Source organism: Nitratireductor mangrovi (assembly GCF_007922615.2).
GTDB lineage: Bacteria > Pseudomonadota > Alphaproteobacteria > Rhizobiales > Rhizobiaceae > Mangrovimarina > Mangrovimarina mangrovi.
Map to the genome: position 1 here is coordinate 3,203,536 of NZ_CP042301.2, position 26,191 is coordinate 3,229,726.

At 66.1% G+C, this 26,191-nt stretch carries 25 protein-coding genes; 8 read left to right on the top strand and 17 right to left on the bottom strand.

What is annotated here, in order from left to right; genetic code table 11:
* Nucleotides 1-93: 93 nt before the first annotated feature.
* From FQ775_RS15580 to uxuA, 3 genes are read right to left on the bottom strand one after another with little or no spacing between them, the layout of a single operon-like run.
* On the bottom strand, nucleotides 94-777 hold the full coding sequence (locus FQ775_RS15580; protein ID WP_206064764.1) for a GntR family transcriptional regulator: 684 nt from the start codon (nucleotides 775-777) through the stop codon (nucleotides 94-96).
* Nucleotides 774-2,255, bottom strand: a complete 1,482-nt coding sequence (locus FQ775_RS15585; RefSeq protein ID WP_146300086.1) for a mannitol dehydrogenase family protein — start codon at nucleotides 2,253-2,255, stop codon at nucleotides 774-776. The genes FQ775_RS15580 and FQ775_RS15585 overlap by 4 nt, the downstream gene beginning before the upstream one ends.
* Nucleotides 2,252-3,463 carry a mannonate dehydratase gene (gene uxuA / locus FQ775_RS15590; protein ID WP_146300087.1) on the bottom strand — a complete coding sequence of 404 codons (1,212 nt, stop codon included), beginning with the start codon at nucleotides 3,461-3,463 and terminating at the stop codon, nucleotides 2,252-2,254. The genes FQ775_RS15585 and uxuA overlap by 4 nt, the downstream gene beginning before the upstream one ends.
* A 151-nt stretch (nucleotides 3,464-3,614) precedes the next feature.
* Here uxuA and FQ775_RS15595 point away from each other — a divergent pair, with 151 nt between their 5' ends.
* The gene (locus FQ775_RS15595; protein ID WP_146300088.1) at nucleotides 3,615-4,718 is read left to right on the top strand and encodes a DNA alkylation repair protein; all 1,104 of its coding nucleotides are present in this window, start codon (nucleotides 3,615-3,617) and stop codon (nucleotides 4,716-4,718) included.
* Nucleotides 4,719-4,721: 3 nt separating this feature from the next.
* On the opposite strand, the gene FQ775_RS15600 is transcribed toward FQ775_RS15595, so the two are convergent.
* Both FQ775_RS15600 and xylA read right to left on the bottom strand, forming a co-directional pair.
* A complete protein-coding gene (locus FQ775_RS15600) occupies nucleotides 4,722-7,250 on the bottom strand; it encodes a CHAT domain-containing tetratricopeptide repeat protein (RefSeq protein WP_146300089.1) in 2,529 nt (842 codons plus the stop codon).
* A 183-nt stretch (nucleotides 7,251-7,433) separates the two neighbouring features.
* Nucleotides 7,434-8,747 carry a xylose isomerase gene (gene xylA / locus FQ775_RS15605; protein ID WP_146300090.1) on the bottom strand — a complete coding sequence of 438 codons (1,314 nt, stop codon included), beginning with the start codon at nucleotides 8,745-8,747 and terminating at the stop codon, nucleotides 7,434-7,436.
* Between the two features lie 140 nt (nucleotides 8,748-8,887).
* Here xylA and FQ775_RS15610 point away from each other — a divergent pair, with 140 nt between their 5' ends.
* Nucleotides 8,888-9,256 carry a nuclear transport factor 2 family protein gene (locus tag FQ775_RS15610; RefSeq protein WP_146300091.1) on the top strand — a complete coding sequence of 123 codons (369 nt, stop codon included), beginning with the start codon at nucleotides 8,888-8,890 and terminating at the stop codon, nucleotides 9,254-9,256.
* A 23-nt stretch (nucleotides 9,257-9,279) separates the two neighbouring features.
* Here FQ775_RS15610 and xylB read toward each other — a convergent pair whose 3' ends face one another.
* Both xylB and FQ775_RS15620 read right to left on the bottom strand, forming a co-directional pair.
* A complete protein-coding gene (gene xylB / locus FQ775_RS15615; protein ID WP_146301976.1) occupies nucleotides 9,280-10,731 on the bottom strand; it encodes a xylulokinase in 1,452 nt (483 codons plus the stop codon).
* Between the two features lie 275 nt (nucleotides 10,732-11,006).
* Nucleotides 11,007-11,705 (bottom strand): alpha/beta hydrolase, encoded by a 699-nt coding sequence (locus FQ775_RS15620; protein WP_146300092.1) that lies wholly within the window; start codon nucleotides 11,703-11,705, stop codon nucleotides 11,007-11,009.
* A gap of 80 nt (nucleotides 11,706-11,785) precedes the next feature.
* Between FQ775_RS15620 and FQ775_RS15625 the strand changes: the two genes are divergently transcribed.
* Entirely contained in the window at nucleotides 11,786-12,421 is a 636-nt protein-coding gene (locus FQ775_RS15625; RefSeq protein ID WP_146300093.1) for a PadR family transcriptional regulator, read from the top strand.
* 13 nt (nucleotides 12,422-12,434) lie between these two features.
* Here FQ775_RS15625 and FQ775_RS15630 read toward each other — a convergent pair whose 3' ends face one another.
* From FQ775_RS15630 to FQ775_RS15645, 4 genes are all read right to left on the bottom strand, one after another.
* Nucleotides 12,435-13,766: a tetratricopeptide repeat protein gene (locus FQ775_RS15630; RefSeq protein WP_146300094.1), complete on the bottom strand. Its 1,332-nt coding sequence runs from the start codon at nucleotides 13,764-13,766 to the stop codon at nucleotides 12,435-12,437.
* Between the two features lie 13 nt (nucleotides 13,767-13,779).
* Complete coding sequence (locus FQ775_RS15635; protein ID WP_146300095.1) at nucleotides 13,780-14,403, bottom strand: LysE family translocator; 624 nt, start codon at nucleotides 14,401-14,403, stop codon at nucleotides 13,780-13,782.
* Between the two features lie 101 nt (nucleotides 14,404-14,504).
* The gene (locus tag FQ775_RS15640; RefSeq protein ID WP_146300096.1) at nucleotides 14,505-15,407 is read right to left on the bottom strand and encodes an alpha/beta fold hydrolase; all 903 of its coding nucleotides are present in this window, start codon (nucleotides 15,405-15,407) and stop codon (nucleotides 14,505-14,507) included.
* 431 nt (nucleotides 15,408-15,838) lie between these two features.
* Nucleotides 15,839-16,234 carry a c-type cytochrome gene (locus FQ775_RS15645; RefSeq protein WP_146300097.1) on the bottom strand — a complete coding sequence of 132 codons (396 nt, stop codon included), beginning with the start codon at nucleotides 16,232-16,234 and terminating at the stop codon, nucleotides 15,839-15,841.
* 427 nt (nucleotides 16,235-16,661) lie between these two features.
* Here FQ775_RS15645 and FQ775_RS15650 point away from each other — a divergent pair, with 427 nt between their 5' ends.
* Nucleotides 16,662-17,498, top strand: coding sequence for a DUF2189 domain-containing protein (locus FQ775_RS15650; RefSeq protein ID WP_146300098.1), 837 nt, complete (start codon nucleotides 16,662-16,664; stop codon nucleotides 17,496-17,498).
* Nucleotides 17,499-17,559: 61 nt separating this feature from the next.
* Here the strand turns inward: FQ775_RS15650 and FQ775_RS15655 are convergent, their stop codons facing one another.
* The 6 genes from FQ775_RS15655 to FQ775_RS15680 form a co-directional block, all read right to left on the bottom strand.
* A complete protein-coding gene (locus tag FQ775_RS15655; protein WP_146300099.1) occupies nucleotides 17,560-17,937 on the bottom strand; it encodes a cytochrome C oxidase subunit IV family protein in 378 nt (125 codons plus the stop codon).
* Between the two features lie 7 nt (nucleotides 17,938-17,944).
* Nucleotides 17,945-18,655 (bottom strand): heme-copper oxidase subunit III family protein, encoded by a 711-nt coding sequence (locus FQ775_RS15660; RefSeq protein ID WP_146300100.1) that lies wholly within the window; start codon nucleotides 18,653-18,655, stop codon nucleotides 17,945-17,947.
* 11 nt (nucleotides 18,656-18,666) lie between these two features.
* A complete protein-coding gene (locus tag FQ775_RS15665; RefSeq protein ID WP_146300101.1) occupies nucleotides 18,667-19,371 on the bottom strand; it encodes a cytochrome c oxidase subunit 3 in 705 nt (234 codons plus the stop codon).
* Nucleotides 19,368-21,143: a cytochrome c oxidase subunit I gene (locus tag FQ775_RS15670; RefSeq protein ID WP_146300102.1), complete on the bottom strand. Its 1,776-nt coding sequence runs from the start codon at nucleotides 21,141-21,143 to the stop codon at nucleotides 19,368-19,370. Before FQ775_RS15670 ends, FQ775_RS15665 begins: the two co-directional genes overlap by 4 nt.
* Nucleotides 21,144-21,220: 77 nt before the next feature.
* Nucleotides 21,221-22,048: a cytochrome c oxidase subunit II gene (locus FQ775_RS15675; RefSeq protein ID WP_146300103.1), complete on the bottom strand. Its 828-nt coding sequence runs from the start codon at nucleotides 22,046-22,048 to the stop codon at nucleotides 21,221-21,223.
* 262 nt (nucleotides 22,049-22,310) lie between these two features.
* Nucleotides 22,311-24,476: a heavy metal translocating P-type ATPase gene (locus FQ775_RS15680; protein WP_146300104.1), complete on the bottom strand. Its 2,166-nt coding sequence runs from the start codon at nucleotides 24,474-24,476 to the stop codon at nucleotides 22,311-22,313.
* 340 nt (nucleotides 24,477-24,816) lie between these two features.
* On the opposite strand from FQ775_RS15680, the gene FQ775_RS15685 reads away from it, so the two are divergent.
* From FQ775_RS15685 to FQ775_RS15700, 4 genes are all read left to right on the top strand, one after another.
* Complete coding sequence (locus tag FQ775_RS15685) at nucleotides 24,817-25,032, top strand: MFS transporter (RefSeq protein WP_146300105.1); 216 nt, start codon at nucleotides 24,817-24,819, stop codon at nucleotides 25,030-25,032.
* Nucleotides 25,033-25,040: 8 nt separating this feature from the next.
* Nucleotides 25,041-25,139, top strand: coding sequence for an MFS transporter (locus FQ775_RS24140; protein WP_146300106.1), 99 nt, complete (start codon nucleotides 25,041-25,043; stop codon nucleotides 25,137-25,139).
* A 31-nt stretch (nucleotides 25,140-25,170) separates the two neighbouring features.
* Nucleotides 25,171-25,539, top strand: coding sequence for an MFS transporter (locus FQ775_RS15695; protein WP_146300107.1), 369 nt, complete (start codon nucleotides 25,171-25,173; stop codon nucleotides 25,537-25,539).
* A gap of 258 nt (nucleotides 25,540-25,797) precedes the next feature.
* On the top strand, nucleotides 25,798-26,142 hold the full coding sequence (locus FQ775_RS15700; RefSeq protein WP_206064765.1) for a hypothetical protein: 345 nt from the start codon (nucleotides 25,798-25,800) through the stop codon (nucleotides 26,140-26,142).
* Nucleotides 26,143-26,191 lie beyond the last annotated feature (49 nt).

Consider the following 26,191-nt stretch of genomic DNA (forward strand, 5'->3'; position numbering starts at 1 on the left):
GTTGAACGGACGAAGCCGCATGCCGTGGTGCGCGAAATTGCTATCTTATATCTTATATAAGAGTCAATTTCGAGCACCTTCTTCGCCCCGCTGTCAAGGTTCCGAAACATTCAGAACCGTCTCGATATGTGCCACCATCTCGGATGCCGCGCGGTCCGGGTTTCCGGCCCTGATGGCGTCCAGGATGCGCAGATGATCGCGATAGGCGCGTTCCGATCGACCATGGATCGATGACATCAGGATGAACCGCTCGCGGTCGACATGCGCCTTGACCGACTGGGCGAGCTGCCAGGCGCCCGGGACGCCCGCCATCTCGGCCAGAAATTCGTGAAAAGCCTCATCGTCTTCAAAAAACGCCGCGTAATCGTCGATTTTTGCCGACCTTTCCTGCCGCATCATGATCGGCGCCAGCGCCTTTTCGTCGATGCCCGTGACGGCCAGGCGGCGCACGACCTGGCTCTCGATCGCCGAGCGGATGAACAGCGCCTCCAGAAAACGCGCGTGGTCGCGCTCGGCGACGATCGATCCGACCTGCGGGCGGGTAACGACCAGCCCTTCATTGACCATTTGTTGCAGCGCCGCCCTGAGCGGCGTGCGCGACACCTGGCAAAGCGCGGCGATGTCGCTTTCGTGGATCGGCGTGCCGGCCGGCAAACGGCAATCGATGATCCGCTGACGCAGGGCTTGGTAAAGCTGCGGCGCGATCGCCCGGCTGCGGTCGATCCTGACACCCGCGAGCGCCGCGGCGAGGTCGAACCCCTCCGGGATACGCTTCACGCGCGGCACAGGCTTACCTCACGCTCGATGGCTGCCCGCATCCCTTGCTCCAGCATGCAGGCCAGCTTCGAACTGACCTTGTCGCGCCAGGGCTGCGACAGGCGCAAGCCTTGCGGAAACAGGCCGGGCAGATTGAGGAGGCCATCGGCAAGCAAGGCCGGCTCATCGCCGGACCTTTCCACAACGGCCGCGATCTCGGCTTCGCGCGGATCGCGCAACGCATAGCTCTTGCCGCGTTCGTCGCGGCCCGTGGCGTAGCGCATCCAGGCCGCGACTGCGAAAGCGTAGGCATCGAGCGGCCAGCCGCGCTCGAGCGCCGACGCCGCCGGTTCGAGCAGGCGCTGCGGCAGCTTCTGGGTGCCGTCCATGGCAATCTGGTAGGTGCGATGCGCGATCGCCGGATTGGTGAAACGGTCGCGCAATTCACTGGCGTAGCGGGCAAGATCGATCCCCGGCACAGGGTCGAGCGTCCTCGCCGCGTCTTGCATGTGGCGCTCGACAAGCAGCGCAAGATCGGTGTCACCCATGACGTCGCGCACGAAGGCATGGCCGGCGAGATGGCCGGCATAGGCGAGCATGGAATGGGCGCCGTTGAGCATGCGCAGCTTCATTTTCTCGTATGCCGCGACGTCGCGCACGAAGAGCGCACCGCCCGCCTCCCAGGCCGGCCGGCCGGCGACGAAATCGTCCTCGATGATCCATTGCGAGAAGGATTCCGTCTCGACGGCGGCCTCGTCCGCATGGCCGGTCAGGCGGCGCACTTCGTCCAGGGTCTCGGCCGTGCTTGCCGGCGTAATGCGGTCGACCATGGTCGCCGGAAAACGCACCTTCTCAGCGATCCAGTCTGCAAGCCGCTGATCTTTGGCCGCAGCGAATTCGCCCACCAGCCGCCGAACGATGCGGCCGTTGCCCGGCAGGTTGTCGCAGCAAAGCACGGTGACGCCGGCAAGCCCAGCCGTCATGCGCCGGCGCATTGCTTCCACCAGCAGGCCGACTGCGCTGCGCGGCGGGGCGGAGCCTTCGAGGTCGGCGGCAATGGCCGGGTTGCCGCGATCGAGACCGCCGGTTGCCGGATCGAGCCCATAGCCCTTTTCGGTGATCGTGAGGCTGACGATGCGGGCCTCCGGCGCGGCGATTGCGCCCAGCACCGCTTCCGGCTCGCGCGGCGCGACGAGGACCCGGCGGACCGAGCCGATCACCCGCGCCGACGTGCCCCCGGCGCCTCGGACGAGCAGCGTGTAGAGCCCGTCCTGAGGGTTCAGCGCGTCGGCGACGTCCGGCGAACGCAGGCTGACGCCGACCGTCATCCAGTCGCCGCCGGCTTCGGCGATGGCATCGTCGGTGTAGACCGCCTGATGGGCCTTGTGAAAGGCGCCGAGGCCGAGATGCACGATGCCGCATCCGAGGCCGTCGCGGGCATAGACCGGCCGCTGCACCGACGGCGGCAGGCTGTCGAGACTGACGAGCCGCGCCGTCATGAAGAGGAGCCGGCATGGTTCAGCGCCGCCATGACACCACGCAGCTCGGCCAGGCCCTTCAGCCGGCCGATCGCGGGATAGCCCGGCTGGGCGCCGCGTTTCAGATCGTCGAGAATGTCCTGGCCATGGTCCGGCCGCATGACGATTTCGGCATCGGCGCGGCCCTCGGACCGGCGCCGGCGTTCCTCGCCCAGAAGCGCCGCCACCACCGCGACCATGTCGGTCTGTCCGGCCAGATGCTCGTCCTCGAAAAACGAACACGGCACCGCCTCGTCGTCCCGGCGAACATTGCGCAGATGGACGAAATGGACCTGCGGCGCCAACCGCGCCGCCATGCCCGGCAGATCGTTGTCGGGACGCGCGCCGAGCGAGCCGGTGCACAGTGTGACGCCGTTGGCAGGGCTTGCGACGGCGTCGAGGACGGCGCGGTAATCCGCCTCGGTCGACATCACGCGCGGCAGCCCGAGCAGCGGGAACGGCGGATCGTCGGGATGGCAGGCCAGACGCATGCCCAGCCGCTGCGCGTCCGGCACGATATCGGAGAGGAAGTCGATGAGGTTGCGGCGCAGGCGGTCGGGGCCGATGCCGCGATAGGTCTCGAGTTGCGCAGCGAGCGATTCCAGGGTCCAGCTCTCGACCGCACCCGGCAACCCGGCGACCACGTTGGCGGCGAGCCGCCTTTGCGCGTCGTCGTCCATGCGGGCGAAACGCTTGTCAGCCTCGGCAAGGACCGTCTCGGGATAGCCCTCGGCCGCGCCCTTGCGTTTCAGGATGTGGATATCGAAGGCGGCAAAATCGGCGAGGTCGAAACGCATCGCGGTGCCGCCGTGCGGTACCCGCCAGGCGAGGTCGGTACGTGTCCAGTCGAGAACCGGCATGAAATTGTAGCAGATGGTGGAGATGCCGGCCCGCGCAAGATTTTCCAGGCTCCGCCGATAGTGGACGATGTGGGCGCGCCAGTCACCGGACTGGGTCTTGATCGCCTCCGAGACCGGCAGGCTCTCCACCACGTCCCACGCGAGATGCGTCATCGCGCCGTCGGGATGAAAGGCCACCTCGCGCTGGCGCTTCTCGATCTCCTCCGGTCGCCAGATCTCGCCTGTGGGGACGTGATGGAGTGCCGTGACGACGCATTCGACGCCCGCCTGCCGCGCGTCGGCCAGCGTTACCTTGTCCTGAGGCCCAAACCACCGCCAGCCTTGACGCATTCTTCCTCCCGAAGAATTTGGATTCTAGTATCCCAGTTAAACGACGCTTTCAAGCGGAAAGTCAGCGCCATCGCGGCGTGAACTCACCATCCTGACAGCTCGCTGGCATGAGGCCGTGCTATGGCGGACATTGCAACGAGGAATTTCGCCAATGGCCGACGCGACTTCACCGCTTCTGAAGGAAATCTTCAACGATGAGCGCCTCCGGCACATTGCCCGCGAGGCAGCGGCCGTCTGTCCCGGCTTCGACAGCGAAGCGTTCCTTCGACATGCGGGCAAGGACCTCGACGGGCTTGGCATCATGCAGCGCATGCGGCAGGTGGCGACCAGCCTGCACGCCACCTTGCCCGGCGGCTTCGCGGCCAATATCGACATCCTGCGCGAGCTGGCGCCGCGGCTCGACCATTCCTTCGCGGCGATCGCTCTGTCGGAATATGTCGCACTTTATGGCCAAGAGCATTTTGAGCTTTCCATGCAGGCGCTGGCCGACCTGACTCGCCACGGCTCGTCGGAGTTCGCCGTCAGGCCGTTTATCGCCCGCAACACGGCGCGCTCGCTCGCCATCATGCGGACATGGGCCGAGGACGACAACGAACATGTGCGCCGGCTGGCGAGTGAAGGCTGCCGCCCGCGCCTGCCCTGGTCGTTTCAACTCAAGGACCTCGTCGCCAACCCGGAGCCGGTGGCGCCGATCCTCGACGCACTGAAGCGCGACCCGAGCCTCTATGTCCGCAAGTCTGTCGCCAATCATCTGAACGACATCACCAAGGACCATCCCGGCTGGGTGATCGGCAAGCTGCGCAACTGGCCGCTCGACGACCCCCGCACGGCGTGGGTCGCAAAGCGCGCCCTGCGGACGCTGATCAAGAACGGCGACCCGCAAGCGCTGGAGTTGATCGGCGCCGGCGAGGCGGCCAGGGTGACGATCGACGGTTTTGCAGTCACCCCTGCCAGTGTCGCGCTCGGCGAGCGCATCACGATCGCAGCGCGCGTGACCTCGGCCGCAAAAGACGCGCAGCGCCTGGTGGCCGACTACGCGATCCACTACGTCAAGAAGAAGGGCGATACCTCGCGCAAGGTCTTCAAGCTCAAGGAATTCGATCTCGGGCCGGGCGCGGCCTGCGAGCTTGCCATCTCGCAGACCATTCGTGATTTCACCACGCGCACGCACCATCCCGGCCGCCACCGCGTCGAATTGATGGTCAATGGCAAGGTGCTTGCCGAAGCCGCCTTCGAGCTTGACTGCCCGGCCTGAGGGTCACCGCCGGCGCGGCGCGCCCTCCCCCATGACGACGAATGGCGCCCAATAACGCGGCTCGAGCTGCGCCGGCTGGCCGCTCTCGATGAGCGCCAGCATCGAACGGCGCAGCGCCTCGGCTCGGCCGATGCCCGGATCGTCAGCAAGCGCGTCGAAGGCGCCCGTGGTCAGTGTCACCGCAGCGCGCGAATAGACCGGCCAATAGGAGACCAGGAGCGACCGCGCGCCGGCGTGGAAGAAGGCACGGGCGAGGCCCGAAAACGCTTCCGCCCCGGCAGCGCTCGCGGCGGCCGTATTGCAGGCCGAAAGCACCACCCAGTCGGCATTGAGCGCCAGAGCGGCGATCTCGCCCGCAGTCAGCAACCCGTCATCCTCGACCGTTGGCCGGTCTGGCGGCGACAGCACAATCGCCGGCTCGGCCAGGCCGCGCAGTTCGCCGGCAACCAGCCCGTGGGTGGCGAAATGCACGACGCGGTAGTTGCCTACCGCCATGTTCTTCACCGACGCCTCCGTCGCGCGCTCGCCGAGGAGCACGGCCTCGGCGCCGGCCCCGACCGCTTGCGCGACCGCATGCAACTCCTCCGCGGTGTCGGGCAGCGGCGCCAGCCTCCGCAACTGGGCGAGGTCCGCGCGCGCTCCGTCGAAGAATTGCGAAAGGCCCCGCCTGCCGTCGTCACCGTCGCCGTCGAGCAGGGGGTCGCCGAAGCCGACGAACGGGTCGGGAGCGCGCCTCTTTTCGGCAAAGGCACCGACAGCGCGCAGGCTGACGACGGAAGGCAGCACGGTGACGGCATGGCGGCGTGCGAGCCACGCCGCGCCGTGCAGCGCTTCGGCGCCCTTGAGCGCCGGATCGGGCGGCTCGGTGACGAGCGCATGGAAGGGAAGCGCCGTGAGCGGACCCGTCGGCACCAGATAGACATGGCCCTTGCCGGCGAGCGCTTTGTCGACGGGACCGACCAGCAGCCGGAAAAGCGCGTGCGCCTCGTCAAGATCGAAGCCGGCTTCCGGTGTCGTCAGCGCTCGCGCGCCGCGCACCGAGCCGTTTGGATCGGCGCCATGGACCAGCAGCGAAACGCGCGACAGCAATTCGTGCGCGGCCACCGGCACCGGCGCCCACGAAATGCTTTCCGCCGAGATCGCCCAGACGAACGACATCTCGTCCGCCACGAGGTAGGCGAGCAATGCGTCGTCCGGCCCCAGCAGCGCCTGCGCTTCGGCAATGCCGATCGGATCGGGTTCGGCCAGAAAGGCCGCCGACCGGTCAGGGCCGTCCCCGACCTTGACGTAGCGCTCGTCGAACGCGCGTTGCAGTTTTTCGAACGCGGCCTGCTTGCGTCGCATTTCAGCGCCGAGGCGGTTCCACTCCTCATGAAAGGCGGCATCCTCCGCGGGGTCGGTCGCCTGCTCGAGCTGGCGCTGGAGCTCGGCGATCTCCGTGCCGGCGTCCTGGTCCGGGTTTGCCGCTTGCGCGATGTCGGCTTGCAGTCTTGCCATCTCGGCCTCACAGCCGGTCGGGCACGCCTGCATCAACTGGACCAGCTTCTGGGTCAGCTCCAGGCTGCGCTGCATGGCCCGCACCTGCGCGCCGGTGTCCTGCCGCGCCAGCGCCTGTTCGAGTTCCTGTTCCAGCGCGAGCTGCTCCGGCGTCTTCGCCCTCGTCTGCGGAAAATTGGCATGCCGCTCGACGAGGTCGTCGAGCTCGGCCCTCTTGGCCTCCAGTTCGCGCTGCGCTTCGGTGCGTGCTTCGTCCTCGGCATAGGGCCGCGCCGCAGCGCGCAGCAGGGCCGAAGCGGCCGAGGTGCGCCATTTCCACTGCATGGCGCGAAAGGCCTCATCGGCCGGGCCGGCACCATCGCCCTCAGCGCCGCCGGTCAGCCCCCAGGCCGCCCGCACCAAGCCGAGAAAGGTCCAGCTGTCGGTCTCGAAGACAAAGCCGCGCATGTCGCGCTGCGGGACCGCACCGGCCGCCGCGATCCGATCGACCACCTGCGTGAAGCCGTCATAGGCGTTGGCCCAGTCGCCGCGTTCAAGCGCGATCCTGGCCCGGATGGCGAGGTGCACCGTCTCGAAGGGATCGTTGCCGTCGATGATGAACGGCTCGCGCAAGGCGACGACCTCGGCAAGCATCGCCTCCGCGGCGTCGGGGCGCCCGGCGCGCGCGTGAAGATAGGAGAGCGCCTCCATCGCGAAGGCGGAATTGATGTTGCCGGGGCCGCCGAAATTGGCCTTCATCACCGCAAGAATGGCGTGCAGATGCCCTTCCTCGGCGTCGAGATCGCCGAACCATTGCGCGGTTCCCGCCAGGACGCCCAGCGCATCGAGCCGCCTTGGATCGGTGTCGGCAAGACCCTCGGCGTCGGCAGCGGCAAGCGCCTGCGCGGCAAGGCGCCCGGCTTCGGCGAAGCGGCGCAGTTCGAACGCTTCGGTCGCCGCGCTGTCCAGTTCGACGAAATCCTGCGTGGCAGCCCCAAGGACAAGGCTGCACAGGAGCGCGGCGACAATCGTGACGCAGGCGGCAAAGCGGATCACGACACCCTCCATCGGGGATCCGCGGAAAGTGTAGTCCGGTTCCGACGCCGATGGGAAGCAAACGGAGGCGGCGATGCGCTGGCGAGGCAGTACCACCCCAGGCAGGACGGCCTTCACGCCCGGTGTTTCTCGCAACGCTGTGCCGGATAGCCGAACGGCCTGTGGCGGCCGGCCGGGCGCCCGTCAGACGTAGCGGTTGACGATGTTCTCCAGATATTCCTGCCGGCCGGAACGCGGTCGAGGCTCGACGTCGTCCTTCAGCATCCGCTCCGAGATTTGCTCCAAGCCCCGTTCGCCGGCGAGCATGGCCTTGGCTTCGGCGCCGTTCCAGCCGGCGTAACGCTCCTTGAGCGGCCCGCTCAGCGCCTTGTCCTCGATCATCTTCGCCGCCGCCTTCAAGCCGCGCGCGCAGCAATCCATGCCGCCGATATGGGCATGAAGCAGGTCTTCCGGATCGAGCGACTGGCGCCGCAGCTTGGCATCGAAATTGGTGCCGCCCGTGGTGAAGCCGCCGCCCGACAGGATCTGGTAGTAGGCGAGCGCCATCTCCGGCACGTTGTTGGGGAACTGGTCGGTGTCCCAGCCCGACTGGTAGTCGTTGCGGTTCATGTCGATGGAACCGAAAATGCCGAGCGCGTTGGCAAGCGCCAGTTCGTGCTCGAAGGAGTGGCCGGCGAGGATCGCATGGCCCTGCTCGATGTTGACCCTGACCTCGTTTTCGAGCCCGTAGCGCTTGAGGAAGCCGTAGACGGTGGCGACGTCGGAATCATACTGGTGCTTGGTCGGCTCCTGCGGCTTGGGCTCGATCAGGATGGTGCCGGAAAAACCGATCTTGTGCTTGTAGTCGACCACCATCGACAGGAAGCGCCCGAGCTGGTCGAGCTCGCGTTTCATGTCGGTGTTGAGCAGCGTCTCGTAACCCTCGCGGCCTCCCCACAGCACATAGTTCTCGCCGCCGAGCTTCTTCGTCGCATCGATGCAGGCCTTCACGGTCGCCGCCGCGTAGGCAAACACATCCGGGTCGGGATTTGTCGCCGCACCGCCCATGTAGCGGCGGTTGGAAAACAGGTTGGCCGTACCCCAGAGCAGCTTGACGCCGGTCTCGTTCATTTTGCCGGCGAAATAGTCGGTGATCTCGTCGAGGCGCGACACGCTTTCGGCGAGCGTCGCACCTTCCGGCCGCACATCGTGATCGTGGAAGCAGAAATAGGGCGCGCCGAGGATCGAGAACATCTCGAAGGCCACATCCGCCTTCTTCCGCGCAAGGTCCATCGTGTCGGCGGGGAACCACGGCCGCTCGAAGGTTTCGCCGCCGAAAGGATCGTTCCCCGGCCATACGAAATTGTGCCAGTAGCAGACCGCGAAGCGCAGATGATCCTCGAGCCTCTTGCCCATGACCTTCTCGTCGGGATCGTAGAAACGGAAGGCGAGCGGGTTGGCGCTGTCCGGCCCCTCGAACCTGACCTTGCCGATATCGCCGAAGAATCCGGTGCTCATGTCGTTGCTCCTCTGGAAACCGCGGCGGCAGGGTGATGCGGCCGCGGCGCCGGGCCACCATGACCCGCCGGGTAATTGGTTTCATTCGCCGGCCGTTCCACACCGTTGCGCATCGATATCGCAACGGAAGGACCCGACCGATGGCCGAACTGAGAAATATCGCGAACGCCTATATCGCCGCGTGGAACGCGGTCGACCCTGCCGAACGGGCGACGCGCATTGCTGCCGCCTTCACCGAGACGGCCAGCTATCGCGACCCGCTGATGGCGGGCGACGGCCATGACGGCATCGCCGCGCTGATCGCCGGCGTGCAGGAGCGCTTCCCCGGCTTCCGCTTCACGCTCAAGGGGGAGCCGGACGGCTTTGCCGAAATGATCCGCTTCTCCTGGAGCCTCGGCCCCGACGGTGAGGAAGCGCCGGTCGAGGGAACCGACATCTGCGTCATCGAGGACGGACGCCTGGCGCGCGTGACCGGCTTCCTCGACAAGGTACCGGCGCAACAGGCCTGACGCATCGGCCGGGCGGGTCACCGTCACATCGTCCCCCTGATCGCCGGATAGAGCGCCCGGTAGCGTTGATAGGCCTCTTCAAAGGCTCCGGCGAGCGCGGTGTCGGGTTTGACCGTCGCCGCTGTCGCCGGCGCAGTACAGACAGAAAGCGGGTCAGCGCCCTCGGCAGCGATCAGGCCGAGCCGCGCCGCGCCGAAGGCGGCGCCGAAATCGCCGTCGGCCGGTATGTCGACGGCGATGCCGAGCGCCGTCGCGATCGCCTTCTGCCAGTAGCGCGAGCGTGAGCCGCCGCCGATCGCCGTCACCCGTTCGAGGCGTGTTCCGGCTGCCTTCAGCGCCTCCAGATTGTCGCGCAACGCGAAGGCGACGCCTTCGAGCACGGCCCTGGTGAGGCTCGTCCTGTCGCTCTCGTGCCCGAGGCCGGCATAGGCACCGCGGATGGCGGCATCGTTGTGCGGCGTGCGCTCGCCGGAGAGGTAGGGCAGGAAGGTGACGCTGCCCGGCGCCTTGAGATCGTCGCCGAGTTCGGCGGTGAGTTCGCCGGCGGAGCGGCCGGTGACGCCGGAGAGCCAGTTGAGCGAATCCGTCGCCGACAGGATCACGCCCATCTGGTGCCAGGCCCCGGGCAGGGCGTGGCAGAAGGTATGGACCGCGCTTTCCGGGTTGGGCAGATAGCTGTCATTGGCGGCGAACAGGACGCCGGACGTGCCGAGCGACACGAAGGCCTGGCCGGGCCTCACCGCGCCCATGCCGCAGGCCGAGGCCGCGTTGTCGCCGGCCCCGCCGGCGATGACAACACCTTCGGCCATGCCCCATTGCCGGGCGAGGTCCGGGCGAAGCGCACCGGCTGGCTGGGTTCCCTCGACCAGCGCCGGCATGTTCTCTTCCGACAGACTGGTCGCGGCCAGCAAATCGCCTGACCATGATCTGTTCTCGACATCCAACCACGAGGTGCCGGCCGCGTCCGACATTTCCGAAAAATGCCCGCCGCTCAGCCACAGCCTTAGATAGTCCTTTGGCAAGAGCACCTTGCGCAGGCGGGCGAAAAGGTCGGGTTCGTTGTCGCGCATCCAGGCGATCTTTGGCGCCGTGAAGCCCGGAAAGACGATGTTGCCGGTGATCCGGCGGAAGCGTGGGTCGGCGTCGAGTTGAGCCGCCTGTTCGTGGCTGCGGGTGTCGTTCCACAGGATGCAGGGCCTGAGCGGCCGGTCATCCTCGCCCAGCACCGTCGCGCCATGCATCTGTCCGGAAAGCCCGATGCCGCGCACGGCGGCGAGTTCACGCCCGTGCGAACGCTGCAATTTCCCGATGGCGGTCTCTGTCGCCGCAATCCAGTCGGCCGGCGCCTGCTCCGACCAGCCCGGCCTGGGCCGCGACACGTCGAGGTCGCCCGTCGCCGAAGCGACGACCCGCTGATCCGGGTCGATCAACAGCGCCTTGACCCCCGACGTGCCGAGGTCGAGCCCGAGATACATGACGGTTCCTCCCGGACGCGCCTTGACCGGCGCGCCAATCCTTGTAGCCATCTGGTCGGACCAGATGGCAGAAGCAGTCTTATCCGAAGCGGATCACGATGGAAACCGCTGCGGCAGCCGATCCTGCTATTTTTTTCGTGTCTCGGAAAAAATCAAGTGTTTTCGGAAGGGAGGACATTCACGGGCCAAGCAATCAGGCGCAAGGATGACCGGCCGGACACCGCGTCCAACGGTAGCGCGAACGGTGGCGAACCCGCCCGCGTCCCGGCCCTTGATCAGCGGCCGCCGGCGACTTCCGCCAGGAGGTCGGCGAAATCGTCCGGGCGTGATAGGAACGGCGAATGCGAACTGGCGAAGTCGCGCGTTTCGCTTGCCTGGGCGGCGAACATGCGCTGGAAATCGGCCGGCAGCGCGCGGTCATCAGTGGTCACGATATAGGTCGACGGGAGGCTGCGCCACGCCGCGCGGGTCGAATCCGGGCCGAGCACCGCCTGCGACTGGAGGCAGAGTTGCGCCTCGGCCGCCGCCGCCACCTCAGGCGTGCAGTCGTGGTAGAAGGACGGCACCGCCTGACCTGCAGGCACTTCCATCGTGCCGTCGTCGCGCAGCCCGATATAGGGCGCCATCGGCCCTGGCGGCAGGTAGGAGACGCTGGAACGGCCGGCATCCGGCATGAACGCGGCGACATAGACCAGGCGTTTCACGTTGGGGCCGTATTCGGCCTCGCTGATCGCCGCGCCACCATAGGAATGGCCGACCACGACGACGTCGCCAGCGATGGCGGCTGCTGCCGCGCCGACGGCGGCAGCGTCTTCGGCAAGGCCGCCGAGAGCCGCGGGGTCGTGGCCGCAGCTGGGCAAAGCGACCGCAGCCGACGCCAGCCCGCGCCGCGACAGGGCGGCCCGCAAATCGTCCCAGCACCAGGGTCCGTGCCAGGATCCGTGTACGAGAAGGAAGGTTGGCGCGTCCGTCATTCCGGGTTCCTCCACAGTGATCGAATTTACTCCGATCCGGAGTATATGTTTACTCTGATCTGGAGTAAACAGGATTCGCCATGACCCTCACGACGACATCCTACGCCATTCTCGGCCACCTCGCGCTGCAACCATGGACGATGTACGACCTCGCCCAGCAGATGCGCAGCAACGTCCACTATTTCTTCCCGCGCGCCGAAAGCCAGGTCTACGCCGAACCAAAGCGCCTCGTGGCGCTGGGGCTGGCCAGCGCCGAGAAGGAGATGACGGGCAAGCGTGCCCGCACCGTCTATTCGATCACCGAGGCCGGCCGCGCCGAACTCTCGCGATGGCTTGCAGAGCCGGCCGCCGCCAAGGGACCGCTGCTTGAATTCGAGGCGCTGCTGCGCGTCTTCCTGTCGCCTCTGGGGAAGGACGCCGATCTCGCCGAGGCGCTGCTGCAGGTGCGGGCGAACATTACCGACATGTTCGATGCCGCCGAACGGGTCGGCGGCGAATATCTGACGGGCAGCGCGCCCTTCCAGAAGCACGTCCTGACCCGCTCGATGGTCTACGACTTCCTGGTCTCGTTCGCCGAACTGACCGACGAGTGGGCCGAGCGCTCGGCCGAGCGACTGGCCGCCTGGCCGGAACAGAGCGAGGAGGCGCGGCTGGAGGACGCGATGCGCATCTTTCGCGCCAAGGCGGATGTGCGCAAGCGGCGCCGGGGCGACTGAGCTCGCCCTCCGTTCAGGACAGGTCGACGTCCATCTGCTTCGCACGCCGCACGAACAGTTCCGAAAGCGGACTGGCCGGCCGCAGGGCATGGCGTTCGGCAGCGAGCGCGCCCGCAAGCGCGCGGTTGCCGGAACGCAGCGCCGCCTCGATCAGGGTCAGGTCGAGCACATCGCGCTGCGCGTGGCTGCCGCCGAAACGATGCGCGATGGCCCGCAGCGGCTTCAGGAGCCGGACCGCCTCGGCGTAATCGCCGTCGCCGAAGGCGCGGATCGCCAGCGTTGCCGGATGGCCGACATCGCGGGTGAAGGCGGCATTGTCGCCATCGCCCTCGATCGCCGCGCGCTGCGCCTCGACTAGCATCTCGGCAAGTTGTGTGCGACCCGCTCCGACGAAGGCCATCATCGCATGGGCATCGTTGAAGGCGTAGTTGGCGGCGTTGACGAACGGCGCCCACAATTCGGCAAGCGGCGCCCAGCGGCCACCGGCGTCGATGCCGCGCAGATGCAGTCGCCAGAGGATGGCGGAAGCATCGACCATGTTCAGCGCAATCGCCGACTGCCCGCCCTGGATCGGGCCGTCATACAGCGCGAAGATCTCGTCGATTTCGCCGAGATCGTAGTGGAACAGCGCCAGGTGCCACCAATTGTGGACCTGCAGAAAGCTTTCACGCGTCCAGTTTTCGGGGCTCGCACGCATCCAGGCGATGCCGTCGGCCTGCCGGCTCTGCATCTCCATGACATGCGCCACCGCGTGCTGGCCCCAGCCGTCGCGCGGCTCCAGTTCGACCGCCCGCCGCCCGGTCGCCTCGGCGGCTGCGTAGTCGGCGGTTTCTTCGAGCCCGAAGGCGTGGGCGCTCAGGATCGCGTGGTAACCCGGCATGGCGTCGTCCCAGGCCGGCAGCGCGCGGGCGATGCGGTCGCGCAACATGCGCGCATTGCCGGTGAAGAAATCGATCTGGTGGCCCGCCTGCAGCGCCAGGGCATCGCGCGGCTCTTCGATGGTCAGCTCCTCCAGAATCGCGCCGGCCTCGTGCCAGCGGCCTGCTGTCAGGGCGCCAAGCGCAGCGACATGGCCGGCTTCGCGCGCCGCCTTCGGCAGCGCGTCGGCGGCCTCGAAGCATTCCCGCGCAACCCTGGTGGCCGCCGGCTCTGTGGCGAGGCCGTAGAGCCAGCCCTTGAGCACATGCCCCATCACGAAATCGGGCCGCAACGCGATGGCGCGATGGACGGCACCAATCGGATCGCCGGCGAAACGTTGCAGCGCGACGAGGCCCTCCTCATAGGCCTCGGCACTGTCGGCGCTGGCGCCCGAAAGGGTAAATCCGAGCCGGTCGTGGACCGTCATTGGTCCGCTCTCGTCAATTGCCGGACCTGACCGCGGCTGTCGCCAGCCCGGCCCCGACCAGCAGCGTGCCGCCCGCCCGGTTGAAGACCGAGACGACGCGAGGGTTCTTTACCGCTGCTCGCGCCCGCGAAGCGACCAGCGCGTAACCGAACGCATTGGCAAAGGCGAGCGCCAGGAAGGTGGCCTCGAACACTGCCATCTGTGTCAAGAAATCACCATGCCGGTCGAGGAACTGCGGCAGGAAGGCAACGAAGAAGGTGATGCTTTTAGGATTGAGCGCCGTCACCAGCCAGGCGTGGCCCATCATCCGGCCCGCGGCCACCGCGTCGGTGCGCGGCGCCGCGTCGAGCGAACCGCCGGCTCGGAAAAGCTTGATGCCGAGATAGACCAGATAGGCCGCGCCGATCCATTTCAGCGCAGTGAACACCGTGGCCGATGTCGCCAGCAGCGCGCCGATGCCGAGCATCGAAAGCGTCATCGCGGTGAAATCGCCGAGCGCCACGCCGATCGACATCGGCAGCGCGGCGCGCCAGCCCTGGCCAAGGGCATATGAAACCACGAGAAGGATCGTTGGCCCGGGGATGATCAGGAGCACCGCCGAAGCGGCGGCAAAGGCGAGCCAGGTCTCGATGGCCATGCGCGTTCTCCAATGGTCGATCGGCCGAGCAATCCACAGCGCTGCGCGGCTGTAAAGGGGGATTGCCCGAAACCGGTCGCGCCTCGCCGAATGGCGGTGGTTTAAACCGCGTGCCTCGCCAGAAACGGCATCAGCGCGGCAAGCGTCGCGGCCGGGTTCTCCTCGGCGATGAAATGACCGGCATCGATGCCCTGCCCTTCGACATTGTCGGCCCACTGCCGCCAGGTGTCGAGCGGGCCGGAGGTCGCGGACGGAATACCGGCGTCGCCCCACAGCGCCAGAAGCGGCGCCGCGATTCTGCGGCCGGCGGCAATATCCGCTTCGTCGATTTCGCGGTCGATGGTGGCGCCTGCGCGGTAGTCGTTGCAGGCGGCATGGAAATAGTCCGGCCGGGCGAAGCTTTCCCGGTAGACCGCCATGGCGCGCGGATCGAAGGCGGAAAGGTCCCTCGCCCTGGTCCAGGAGGCGATGGTGTAGTCGAGATATTTTTCCGGCGATCCCCCGAGCAGCATCTCCGGCAGCGGCTCGGGCTGGGCGAGCATGAACCAGTGGTAGGTCTTCATGCCGAGCGCGGTATCCATCTGCCGCCACATCGCGGCGGTCGGCACGATGTCGAACACGGCGATGGCGATCACGGCGTCGGGATGATCGAACGCCATCCGGTAGGCGACGCGGCCGCCGCGGTCGTGACCGGCAACGACGAAGCGGTGATGCCCGAGCGAGGTCATGAGCCCGACCATGTCGGCCGCCATCGTCCGTTTCGAATAGGCCATGTTGCCGGCATCATTGGCCGGACAGGACGAGCGCCCGTAACCCCTGAGATCGGGCATGACGCAGGTGTAGCGCCGGGAAAGCTCGGGATAGACCGCGTGCCACATGGCATGCGTCTGCGGGAAGCCGTGCAAAAGCAGGAGCGGCGGACCGTTGCCACCGATACGGGCGAAAATCGTCGCGCCATCGGCCTCGAAGGCATGATCGCGCGTGTCCTCAAAGAGGTTACTCATCCGACCAGACTGCGCCGGTCGCCGCTCATGGTCAATCATGCCAAGGTGTCCGCACGCCTTCACCACGACGGTTGGCGGCCCTGCGAAGGATCGCGCGCTCGGCACTGCAGTACGTCGATCAGTTCCTGTTGGTGAACGGCTGTTAGCTTCTGGACCAGTCGATCTTGCGGTTGCAGCCCTTGTCCTTCGCCGCGAATAGCTCAAAGATGAACCACCTTTCCGGGCATTCTCCTCCCATTTCTGCCCGGAAAGTGTTCCCCTCTGGAGGTTTGGCCCTGACGGGCACTTCCAATTTCTGGCCGGATCGAAAGATCCGGCCATTTTTTCCCCTGGTACGATCCGTCAAGCCGTCAGCGGGTCGCTTGCATCGCAAGCCTCGCCGCCGGCACGGCACGCCCCCCAGTCTCCTCGAATGGGGCCAGCCGAGGCAATTAGGGCTTCGGATCAGCCTTGAGATAGGCGATCACATTGGCGAGATCGGCATCGTCCTTGAGCCCCGGAAACGCCATCCTGCCTTTCGGGATAACCGACTTGGGATCGCGCAGATATTCCGTCAGCGTCTCGTCGTTCCAGACAAGGCCATCCGCGCCGGCTTCCTTGATGTTGGGCGAATAGCGTGGCTGGAAATCCTCCAGCGACCCCGCCACACGGCCAAAGACGCCGACCAGGTGCGGCCCGACCTTGTTCTTCTCGGCCTCGGCGTCGTGGCAGGCGCGGCACTTGTTGAACACCTTCTTGCCTTCGACAGCGTCACCTTCGGCCAACGCGGGCGGCGCGGCGACCGCGAGGGCGAGGCAGGTCCAGGCAGAAAGGCTGATCGATTTCATGACAGAAGTCCTCCTAACGATTGTCGTCTGACCGCCTTCCTGGCGGCCACGTACCCGGCCGGCCACAAGCCGGCTACCGGTTCGGCATCGTGTCGCGTCCCGACCGACGGATCGGCCGGGGCACCGGTCACATCTGGGCCGCGCCAAACCCGATCAGGAGCAGGACCAACAGGCCTACACCCACCAGCAGCAGCATTCTCTGGTCCATTTCCAGACCTCCCGAGCGCGCGCCGCCATGGGCACGCTAACCAAGAACATGAGACCGCGCCAGCGCGTAGCGCCCGCCGCGGCCTTCGAAAAGGAGCGACAAATTGCCCACTTGAATGTATGGTGGTTTGTGCAAGGTCGCGGTTTGCGTGGCCTCAACCGCCGCCAGGGCGACACCGTGAACCGCGACCATACCGGACTTGATCCAGGAGGAGTGGTCATGGCGAGCTTTCACGTATTTGCAGGAGCCCAGAAGACGATCGCGCATCCCAAGGTGCGGCAGATCGGAATCCAGGACGTCATCGACGCCCTTCGGCTCGGTTTCGAGGATTTCTGGGAAAAACCCTCGCACTACGTGTTCCTGTGCCTGATCTATCCGATCGTCGGCATCGTGCTTCTGACCTGGGCTTCCGGCGGCAACGCGCTGCAATTGCTGTTCCCGCTGATGTCCGGCTTCGCGCTGCTCGGCCCCTTCGCCGCTATCGGGCTTTACGAGATGAGCCGCAGGCGCGAACTCGACCTCGACACCTCGTGGACGCATGCGCTCGAGGTGCGCAAGTCGCCGGCGATCCCGTCGATCGTCGCGGTGGGAGCGCTGCTGGTGGTGCTGTTCCTGGTCTGGCTCTATTCCGCACAGGCCCTCTACGCATGGCTCTTCGGCACCGGCCAGCCGCAATCGATCGGTGCCTTCCTGAGCAATTTGTTCACCACGCAGCAAGGCTGGACCCTGATCATCGTCGGCAACGTGGTCGGCTTCCTGTTCGCGCTGGTGGTGCTTGCTACGACCGTGATCGCCTTCCCGCTGCTGCTCGACCGCGACGTCGGCGCCTATGCGGCGATCGAGACCTCGGCCCGCGCCGTGCTCGCCAACCCGGTGCCAATGCTGTTCTGGGGGCTGATCGTGGCCGTGGCGCTGGTGGTCGGTTCGCTGCCGCTTCTTGCCGGCCTCGCCGTCGTCATCCCGGTCCTCGGCCACTCGACCTGGCATCTCTATCGCAAAGCGATCGTTTCGACCGGCAAGCCGGCGCGCAAGAGCAAGGCCGCCGCCAGGAAATAGCGGCGCTTCGCCAACGGAGCGGCGCCGGCAAGGAGCCGCTCCTTCACCGAAAGATCGAAGCTTACCCGCCACCGGAGAAGAACACGGTTCTGGTCAGTGCGGTGTAGTCGGATTCGATCACCATGATCGCGACGAACACCAGCACGGCCACCGGCGGCAGCAGGATTGCCCAGGAAAGGGCCGGACGCTCCCATACCATGTGCATGAAGACGGCGACGATCAGCCCGGCCTTCAGCACCATGAAGATCAGGATCAGGCTCCAGCGCAGCAGCCCTTCGAGATGGATGTAATCCACGAAGTAGGAGCAGGCGCTGAGCACGAACAGCCAGAACCAGACCACCAGATAGATGCGGATAGGGTGCTGCTGGCCTTCGGCGTGCGAGCCGGCGGTGGCGGCCTTCGCCGCATGTTCATGGCCGTGACCGGATGATGCCGTCATGTGTGCCTCACCACAGGTAGAAGAACGCGAAGATGAAGACCCAGACCAGGTCGACGAAGTGCCAGTAGAGACCCATGATCTCGACATGCTCATAGTCGCCGGGCCTGCTGGTGAAGAAGCCCTTGTCGCCGCGGTCATATTCGCCGCGCCATACCTTTCGCGCCACGATCAAAAGGAAGATGACCCCGATGGTGACATGGGTGCCGTGAAAGCCGGTGATCATGAAGAAAGTCGAACCGAACTGCGCCGCACCCCATGGATTGCCCCAGGGCCTGACGCCTTCCGAGATCAGCTTCGACCACTCGAAGGCCTGCATGCCGACGAAGGTCGCGCCCATCAGTGCGGTGAACAGGATCAGGATCACGGTCCATTTCTTGTCGCGCCGGTAGGCCGCGTTGACGGCCATGGCCATGGTGCCGCTCGACGAGATCAGGACGAAGGTCATGATCGCGATCAGGAGCAGCGGCACGCTGACGCCGCCGACATGCAGCCCGAACACCTCGCTGGCATTCGGCCACGGCACCGTCGTCGACATGCGCGCCGTCATGTAGGAGAGCAGGAAACAGCCGAAGATGAAGGTATCCGACAACAGGAAGATCCACATCATCGACTTGCCCCAGCTCGCGCTCTTGAACGCGCGCTGGTCGGCCGACCAATCGGCGGCGATGCCCTTCAATCCGCTGGGGCGGTTCGATGCGGTATGTGCGGTATCGGCCATTCCCCTTCCCCTCAGATCAGGAATTGACGGCAGACGGCGATGAAATCGCTCGCCCAGCCGGCCAGCACCACGAACATGGCCAGCCAGACGATGAACAGGAAATGCCAGTACATGGCGCAAAGTTCGACGCCGAGTGTCAGCTTCTCGTCATGGGCGCCGCGAAAGGCGCTTGTCGTGGTACGCGACAGCGCCACGATGCCACCGACGATGTGTAGCCCGTGGAGTCCGGTGATCAGGTAGAAGAAGCTGTTGGCCGGGTTGCCGTCGAGCAGATAGCCCTCCAGCGACAGCTCGCGCCACGCCATCAACTGGCCGACGAGGAAGGCGAGCGTGGTAAGCGCCGCCGTCACCAGCGCCAGCCGCAGAGTGTCCTGATGACCCTTGCGCGCGGCCATGACCGCCAGATGCAGGGCGATGCTTGCCAGAAGCAGGATGCCGGTATTGAGCCACAGCACCCGCGGGAATGGCGGCGCCTGCCAGTCGACATACTCCATGCGCATGAAATAGGCGCTGGCGAACAGCGCGAAGAGTGCGCCGACCACCGCGAGGAAAACCACCAGCGCGATCTTGGCCGTCGGCTGATGGGTGACGTCACCGTCGGGATACGCCGCCGGAATGCCCTGCTCCAGCCACGGCTTCGAAGTGATGCGCTGCTGTAGCAGCCACCAGCCGGCCACGCCAAGCACGACCATCAAAAAGACGAGGATGACGCTCATGCCGGCGCCTCTCTGCCACCCGGACCGGGATCGTTCTGGGCGATGAAGTCCTCCGGCGCGCCGGGCACGCTGTAGTCATAGGCCCAGCGATAGACGATCGGCAGCTTGTCGCCCCAGTTGCCGTGTGGCGGCGGCGTGGTCGGCGTCTGCCACTCGAGCGTCGTCGCCCGCCACGGATTGCCGCCCGCCTCGCGGCCGAAGCGCAGGCTCCAGACCAGATTGAAAAGGAACACGATCTGCGCGAAGCCGACGATCAGGGCCGCGACCGAGATGAAGGCGTTGAGCGTATTGACGGACTCGGGAATGAACGATGTGCCGCTGATGTCGGGATAGCGCCGCGGCACGCCCACCAGCCCGACATAATGCATCGGGAAGAAGATCGCGTAGGCGCCGATGAAGGTGACCCAGAAGTGGAACTGGCCCATCCACTCGTTGAGCATCCGGCCCGACATCTTGGGATACCAGTGATAGATGGCGCCGAAGATGACCAGAATCGGCGCCACGCCCATCACCATGTGGAAGTGCGCGACCACGAACATGGTGTCCGACAGCGGCACGTCGACCACGACATTGCCGAGGAACAGCCCGGTGAGCCCGCCATTGACGAAGGTGACGATGAAGGCGAGCGCAAACAGCATCGGGATGGTGAGGTGGATATCGCCTCGCCAGAGGGTCAGCACCCAGTTGTAGACCTTGATGGCGGTCGGCACCGCGATGATCAGCGTCGTGGTGGCGAAGAAGAAGCCGAACCAGGGATGCATGCCCGAGACATACATGTGGTGTGCCCACACGATGAAGGACAGCGCGCCGATGATGACGATTGCCCACACCATCATGCGGTAACCGAAGATGTTCTTGCGCGCATGCGTCGAGATCAGGTCGGAGACGATGCCGAAGGCGGGCAGAGCGACGATGTAGACCTCTGGATGGCCGAAGAACCAGAACAGGTGCTGGAAAAGGATCGGGCTGCCGCCACCATATTCGAGCTGCTGGCCGAGTTCGACCAGCGCCGGCATGAAGAAGGAGGTGCCAAGCAGGCGGTCGAACAGCATCATCACCGCGGCCACGAACAGCGCCGGGAAGGCGAGCAGCGCCATGACGGTGGCGGTGAAGATGCCCCAGACGGTGAGCGGCATGCGCATCAGCGTCATGCCGCGCGCGCGGCCCTGCAGCACGGTGACGGCGTAGTTGAGGCCGCCCATGGTGAAGCCGATGATGAACAGGATCAGCGACACCAGCATCAGGATGATGCCCCAGTCCTGGCCGCCTGGCGTCCCGCCAAGGATCGCCTGCGGCGGATAGAGCGTCCATCCGGCGCCGGTCGGCCCGCCGGGCGCGAAGAAGCTGACCACCAGCACCAGAACGGCGACCAGATAGATCCAGAAGCTCAGCATGTTGACATAGGGAAAGACCATGTCGCGCGCGCCGACCATCAGCGGGATCAGGTAGTTGCCGAAACCGCCGAGGAAGAGCGCCGTGAGCAGGTAGATCACCATGATCATGCCGTGCATGGTGATGAACTGGTAATAGGCTTCCGGCGTAATGAAATCGAACGTGCCCGGAAAACCGAGCTGCAGGCGCATCAGCCAGGACAGCGCAAGCGCCACGAGGCCGATCGCCGTCGCCGTGGCGGAATACTGGATGGCGATGATCTTGGCGTCCTGGGAGAAGACGTAGGTCGTCCACCAGCTCTTGGGGTGATAGAGCTCGACGTCGGGAACTTCGGCAGGCGAAATGACATCGTCTGCTTGATGAGGTGTGACATCGGCCATTCCTTCACCTCCCGTTCCTCCGGCGCAGCCCCCGATGCGGGCTCCGCCGGTATCCGCTTACGCGGTCGCCTCCCCGCTCACGGACGGACATCCTCCGCAGCGCTCACCTTTTCTGGCGACGACAATTGCGCAAAGGTCGACTGCTCCGCGAGCCAGGCCTGATAGTCCTCTTCCGTGTCGACGACGACAATGCCGCGCATGTAACCGTGGCCGGTCCCGCACAGCTCGGCACACAGAACGTCGAAGGTGCCGGTGCGCGTCGGCGTGAACCAGAAATAGGTCACCATGCCCGGCACCATGTCCATCTTGGCGCGGAATTCGGGCACGTAGAAATCGTGCAGTACGTCGATCGAGCGCAGCAGCACCTTGACCGGCTTGTCGATCGGAAGGTGCAGGTCGCCCGCCTCGATGATGACGTCATCCTGACCGTTGGCGTCCTCAGGGTCGACGCCGAGCGGGTTTTCGAAGTTGATCAGCCTGGCATTCGACGTGCCGAGCTTGCCGTCGGCGCCGGGCAGCCGGTAGCTCCACTGCCATTGCTGGGCGACCACCTCGATCTCGGTCGCGTCCTCCGGCACTGTAACGAACTGGTACCAGACGATCAGCCCCGGCGCGAGCATCGCCGCCACGCCGAGCGCGGTCAGACCGGTCAGCCAGGATTCGAGCTTGCGGCTTTCCGGCTCGTAATCGGCCTTGTGGCCCTCACGGTGCCGGAACTTGTAGACGCAGTAGGCCATGAACAGCACGACCGCCGCGAAGACAACACCTGTGATCCAGAAGGTGATGACGAGCGTGGTGTCGATATAGCCCCAGTTCGAGGCAATGGGCGTCCACCACCAAGGGCTCAGCATGTGAAAAAGTACCGAGCCGGCGACAACGAGAACGAGTACGAGCGCTACGGCCATCCTCCGGTCCTCCCGACATCCTTATCAGCGACTCACGCGCCTGTTTTCAGATGTCACATCACAATTACCTGATATTGCGGGCCGTTTCCACGGGATCGCCGCGCCCCGACCGACATGGGAACGCTCCGGCTGTGCATATCGAGGTCACTGGGCGGCGCTGACGTAGCGTCAAGCCATTGATCGGCAAGGCGAACCTGCCACATGTGACAAGGCGGCAGATTGCCCTGCGTCAAAATGTCCACCCTGTGTCAGATGGCTGCGCTCAGGCTTTGCGTGGTCCGCGGCGGGCGCCGCCGAAACGCAGCAGGCGCAGGGCGTTGGCAGTGACGAGCACGGTGGCGCCGGTATCGGCCAGGATCGCCATCCAAAGCGTCGTCACGCCGCTCAGCGTCGTGATCAGGAAGATGCCCTTGAGCCCGAGCGCGATAGCGATGTTCTGCCTGATATTGCCGAGGGTCGCCCGTGACAGTCGGACCAGTTCGGCAACCCCGGCCACGCGGTTCTTCAAAAGGGCGGCGTCGGCCGTTTCCAGCGCGACATCGGTGCCGCCGCCCATGGCGACGCCGACCGAGGCGGCGGCAAGCGCGGGAGCGTCGTTGATGCCGTCGCCCACCATGGCGACGCCTCCGTGCGCACGCAACGAGGCGATCTCGGCAAGCTTGGCATCAGGCAGGAGTTCAGCCGTTGCCTCCAGGCCAAGCCCGCCGGCGATTGCATCGGCGGTTCGCCGGTTGTCGCCCGTCAGCATGACGGTCCTGATGCCAAGGCCTTTGAGGTCGGCAATGCCCTGCGACGCATCCTCGCGGGGCTCGTCGCGCAGGCCGATCGCACCGATGGCACGGTTGCCGGACAGGACGACGACCGCTGTCCTGCCGGCGCCCTCAAGCGCGTCGAGGCGTGCGCCGAATTCAGGCGACAGCGCATCCCGCTCGGCCGCATGGCGCGGCGAGCCGACCGAGACGAAACCTTCGCGCAACCGGGCCGTGACGGCCTTGCCCGGGATCGCCGCCGCACCACCGAAGCTTGCCGGCAGCATAAGGCCGCGGGCCGCGGCCGCCTCGACGATTGCCGTGCCGAGCGGATGGCCTGAGCCCTTCTCGACCGCGGCCGCCCTTGCCAGCAGCCCGGCCTCATCGCCATCCAGCGCTATGATATCGGTAACTCGCGGCTTACCGAGCGTGAGGGTGCCGGTCTTGTCGAAGGCGACGGTGCGAACCTTGCCGAGCGTCTCCAGCGCCGCGCCGCCCTTGACCAGCAGCCCGTTGCGCGCGCCGGCGGCCAGACCCGAGGCGATGGCGGCCGGTGTCGAGATGACCAGCGCGCACGGACAGGCGATCAGCAGGGTTGCCAGGCCGCGGTAGACCCATGTCCACCACTCGGCCCCGAAAAACAGCGGCGGCAGCACGATGACCAATGCGGATACCACCATCGCGCCCGGTGTGTAGTACGCGCTGAAACGATCGATGAAACGCGCCGTCGGCGCTTTCGAGCCCTGCGCCTCCTCGACCAGGTGGATGATGCGGGCGATGGTGTTGTCGGCCGCCGTGCGGGTGATGCGCACCTTGAGGACGCCATTGGCATTGATGCTGCCGGCATGAACCATGCTACCCGGTTCCTTCAGGACCGGAACGGACTCTCCGGTGACCGGCGCCTCGTCTACCTCGGAACTGCCCTCGCTCACCTCGCCGTCGGACGGTACCCGGTCGCCCGGCCGGACCACCACCACATCGCCGATCTCGAGTGCCTCGACCGCAACCTCGCTCACAACGCCGCCGCGCTCGCGCCGCGCCACGCGCGGGACCAGATCGACCAGTGCCTCGATGCCGGCACGGGCGCGGCCGGCGGCGACGTTCTCCAGCAGTTCGCCGACCGCGAACAGGAAGACCACGACCGCCGCCTCGGCGCTCTCGCCGATGGCGATGGCACCGATTGCCGCGACCGACATCAGCGTTTCAATGCCGAACGGCGTACCATGCCGCGTGCCGGCGACGGCACGCCGCAGGATTGGCAGCAGCCCGAAGAGCGCTGCCGCCACATAGGCCGCAGCGGCGTATTCCGGCACCAACGTCGCGACACCATAAGCGAGGCCGAGGAGAACACCGGTGCCGATGACAAGCCGGCCCTTGGATGTCCGCCACCAGAGATCGGTGGCCGCCCTCGGCCGCAGCGGCGCAGCCGCCAGTCCATCCGGTAGTTCGCGCTCCGTCGGTGACGGCGTGTAACCGAGCGCGCGAATGCGCGCCTCGACGGCGCTTCGCGCGGTCCTGTCCTCGTCGAGCGCGAGCGACAGCGTCCCCAGCCCGACATTCACGCTGATGTCGCTGACGCCGGGCAGGCGCTTCAGCCCGTTTTCGATCTTGAGCGCGCAGGCGCCGCAATCCATGCCCTCGACACGGAGCTTGAGCGCGACGTTGGAGTCGACCGGCATATGTCACCTCGGTTCGTTCGATGTGACACCTCATATGCAATCTATAGCGACTAGAGGGTCAAGCTGTTGCCCGAGATTTTCTGACTGACGTGCCGTGGCCCGGACGCGCCGAACGGTTCGGCCGCCGAGACCGTGCGTTGCACGGTTGGAAAGAAACCGACGTCTATCCGGACTGGATCGGGCGCGCTCTGCAAGTGTCGAGAGGACTTTCCGCGATCAGGAGCTGCAATCGGGCGACTGGCAGGCAACCTTGGCGCAAATGTTGGAAGGGACGCGCCGCCCGGGCGCGAGGGGAAATGGCAAAGAACACGCCCGGCCACGCCTGGCGATCCTGACCTGCGTGCTTGCCATCAACCAACTCGACCGCAATATCCTCGGCATCACGCTCGACCAGATCGGCACGAAATTCATGCTCTCCGACACGCAGCTTGGCCTGTTGTCGGGCGCATTTTTCGCGTTCGTCTACGTCGTCTTCGGGTTCACGGTCGCACGCATGGCCGCGCGCGGCAACAGGCGCAACATCGTCGCCGGGCCACCGCGATCTGGAGCACCCTGACCATCGCCATGGCCGGCGCGCAGAATTTCGCCCAACTGGCGCTCGCGCGGCTCGGCGTCGGCATCGGCGAGGCCGATGCCGACTCGCCGGCGCATTCGATGATCTGATCTCTACCCGCCCGATAAGCGCACCTCGCCCATGGCGACCTTCGCCATGGGCGCCAATATCGGTATCCTGCTGGCCTTTCTGATCGGCGGCATCGCGGGACAGGCGCTCGGCTGGCGCTGGGCTTTCGTCATCGCCGGCATACCGGGACTGGCCCTGGCCGTTCTGATGCGCCTGACGGTGGCCGAACCCGAGCGGCCGGCAGGCAAGGCCGACCGCCGCGGGTCGGTCTTCGCGGCGACGCTGAACACGATCTGGAACGACCGCGGCCTGTTCCACGCCATGTGGGGATTGGCGATTACCGGTATCGTCACCTTCGGCGCGCTCGCCTGGAACGCAGCCTTCATCATCCGCGCGCACATGGTCTCAGCCAGGCCGAGACGGGCATCTATCTCGCGCTGACCATCGGCGTTCTCGGCGGGCTGGGCACCTGGCGAGCGGCGTCATCGCCGACCGCCTTGGCGCCGGCGAACCACGCTGGCGCGTGGGGGTCGTGATCGTCGCGATCCTGGCGGCAAAGCCCTTTTCGCCGGCTTCCTGCTGCTGCCGTCGGCGACGGCGGCGCTCGCTTGCCTCGCGGTCTCCGCCAGTCTGGCGGCGGTGTTCTGGGGGCCGACCTGTGCCTTCCTGCACGCGCGCGTGGAACCCTACATGCGGCCGATGGCCACCGCGATCTTCCTGTTCGTCTTCAAGATCGTCGGCGTCGGACCACCGGTGATCGGGCTGGCCAGCGACACCATGTTCGCCGGCCACGGCGCACGATCGCTGGGTTTCGCCATTCTCATGGTACAGCTTACCGGGATATTGGGGGGCGTGGCACTACTGGCAGGCCGCCAGGACGATCCCCCGGAACCCTATTCAAGCTCCGGCACCAGCCTGAGGTCGGCGAAGTTGCCGCCGGACGATCAACCGGAGCGGTTGAGGATGCGTGCCTCAGCGACCCGCCAGGCCAGCAAGACCAGGCTTCTTGAATTCCGGTTTCCCGAAGTTCGATCTGGGCGTTAGTTTCCACATACGCCCGAACGCAAAGACTGACCGGGTTGTCGGACGCAAA

Coding starts and splice junctions, on each gene's coding strand:
- FQ775_RS15630 (WP_146300094.1), bottom strand. CDS start 13,766: ATGACGGTCCACGACCGGCTCGGATTTACCCTTTCGGGCGCCAGCGCC.
- FQ775_RS15650 (WP_146300098.1), top strand. CDS start 16,662: ATGGCGAGCTTTCACGTATTTGCAGGAGCCCAGAAGACGATCGCGCAT.
- xylA (WP_146300090.1), bottom strand. CDS start 8,747: ATGAGCACCGGATTCTTCGGCGATATCGGCAAGGTCAGGTTCGAGGGG.
- FQ775_RS24140 (WP_146300106.1), top strand. CDS start 25,041: ATGGCCGGCGCGCAGAATTTCGCCCAACTGGCGCTCGCGCGGCTCGGC.
- FQ775_RS15610 (WP_146300091.1), top strand. CDS start 8,888: ATGGCCGAACTGAGAAATATCGCGAACGCCTATATCGCCGCGTGGAAC.
- FQ775_RS15700 (WP_206064765.1), top strand. CDS start 25,798: ATGGCCACCGCGATCTTCCTGTTCGTCTTCAAGATCGTCGGCGTCGGA.
- FQ775_RS15680 (WP_146300104.1), bottom strand. CDS start 24,476: ATGCCGGTCGACTCCAACGTCGCGCTCAAGCTCCGTGTCGAGGGCATG.
- FQ775_RS15620 (WP_146300092.1), bottom strand. CDS start 11,705: ATGACGGACGCGCCAACCTTCCTTCTCGTACACGGATCCTGGCACGGA.
- FQ775_RS15670 (WP_146300102.1), bottom strand. CDS start 21,143: ATGGCCGATGTCACACCTCATCAAGCAGACGATGTCATTTCGCCTGCC.
- FQ775_RS15595 (WP_146300088.1), top strand. CDS start 3,615: ATGGCCGACGCGACTTCACCGCTTCTGAAGGAAATCTTCAACGATGAG.
- FQ775_RS15585 (WP_146300086.1), bottom strand. CDS start 2,255: ATGACGGCGCGGCTCGTCAGTCTCGACAGCCTGCCGCCGTCGGTGCAG.
- FQ775_RS15655 (WP_146300099.1), bottom strand. CDS start 17,937: ATGACGGCATCATCCGGTCACGGCCATGAACATGCGGCGAAGGCCGCC.
- xylB (WP_146301976.1), bottom strand. CDS start 10,731: ATGTATCTCGGGCTCGACCTCGGCACGTCGGGGGTCAAGGCGCTGTTG.
- FQ775_RS15665 (WP_146300101.1), bottom strand. CDS start 19,371: ATGAGCGTCATCCTCGTCTTTTTGATGGTCGTGCTTGGCGTGGCCGGC.
- FQ775_RS15635 (WP_146300095.1), bottom strand. CDS start 14,403: ATGGCCATCGAGACCTGGCTCGCCTTTGCCGCCGCTTCGGCGGTGCTC.
- FQ775_RS15640 (WP_146300096.1), bottom strand. CDS start 15,407: ATGAGTAACCTCTTTGAGGACACGCGCGATCATGCCTTCGAGGCCGAT.
- FQ775_RS15645 (WP_146300097.1), bottom strand. CDS start 16,234: ATGAAATCGATCAGCCTTTCTGCCTGGACCTGCCTCGCCCTCGCGGTC.
- FQ775_RS15675 (WP_146300103.1), bottom strand. CDS start 22,048: ATGGCCGTAGCGCTCGTACTCGTTCTCGTTGTCGCCGGCTCGGTACTT.
- FQ775_RS15625 (WP_146300093.1), top strand. CDS start 11,786: ATGACCCTCACGACGACATCCTACGCCATTCTCGGCCACCTCGCGCTG.
- FQ775_RS15660 (WP_146300100.1), bottom strand. CDS start 18,655: ATGGCCGATACCGCACATACCGCATCGAACCGCCCCAGCGGATTGAAG.
- uxuA (WP_146300087.1), bottom strand. CDS start 3,463: ATGCGTCAAGGCTGGCGGTGGTTTGGGCCTCAGGACAAGGTAACGCTG.
- FQ775_RS15695 (WP_146300107.1), top strand. CDS start 25,171: ATGGCGACCTTCGCCATGGGCGCCAATATCGGTATCCTGCTGGCCTTT.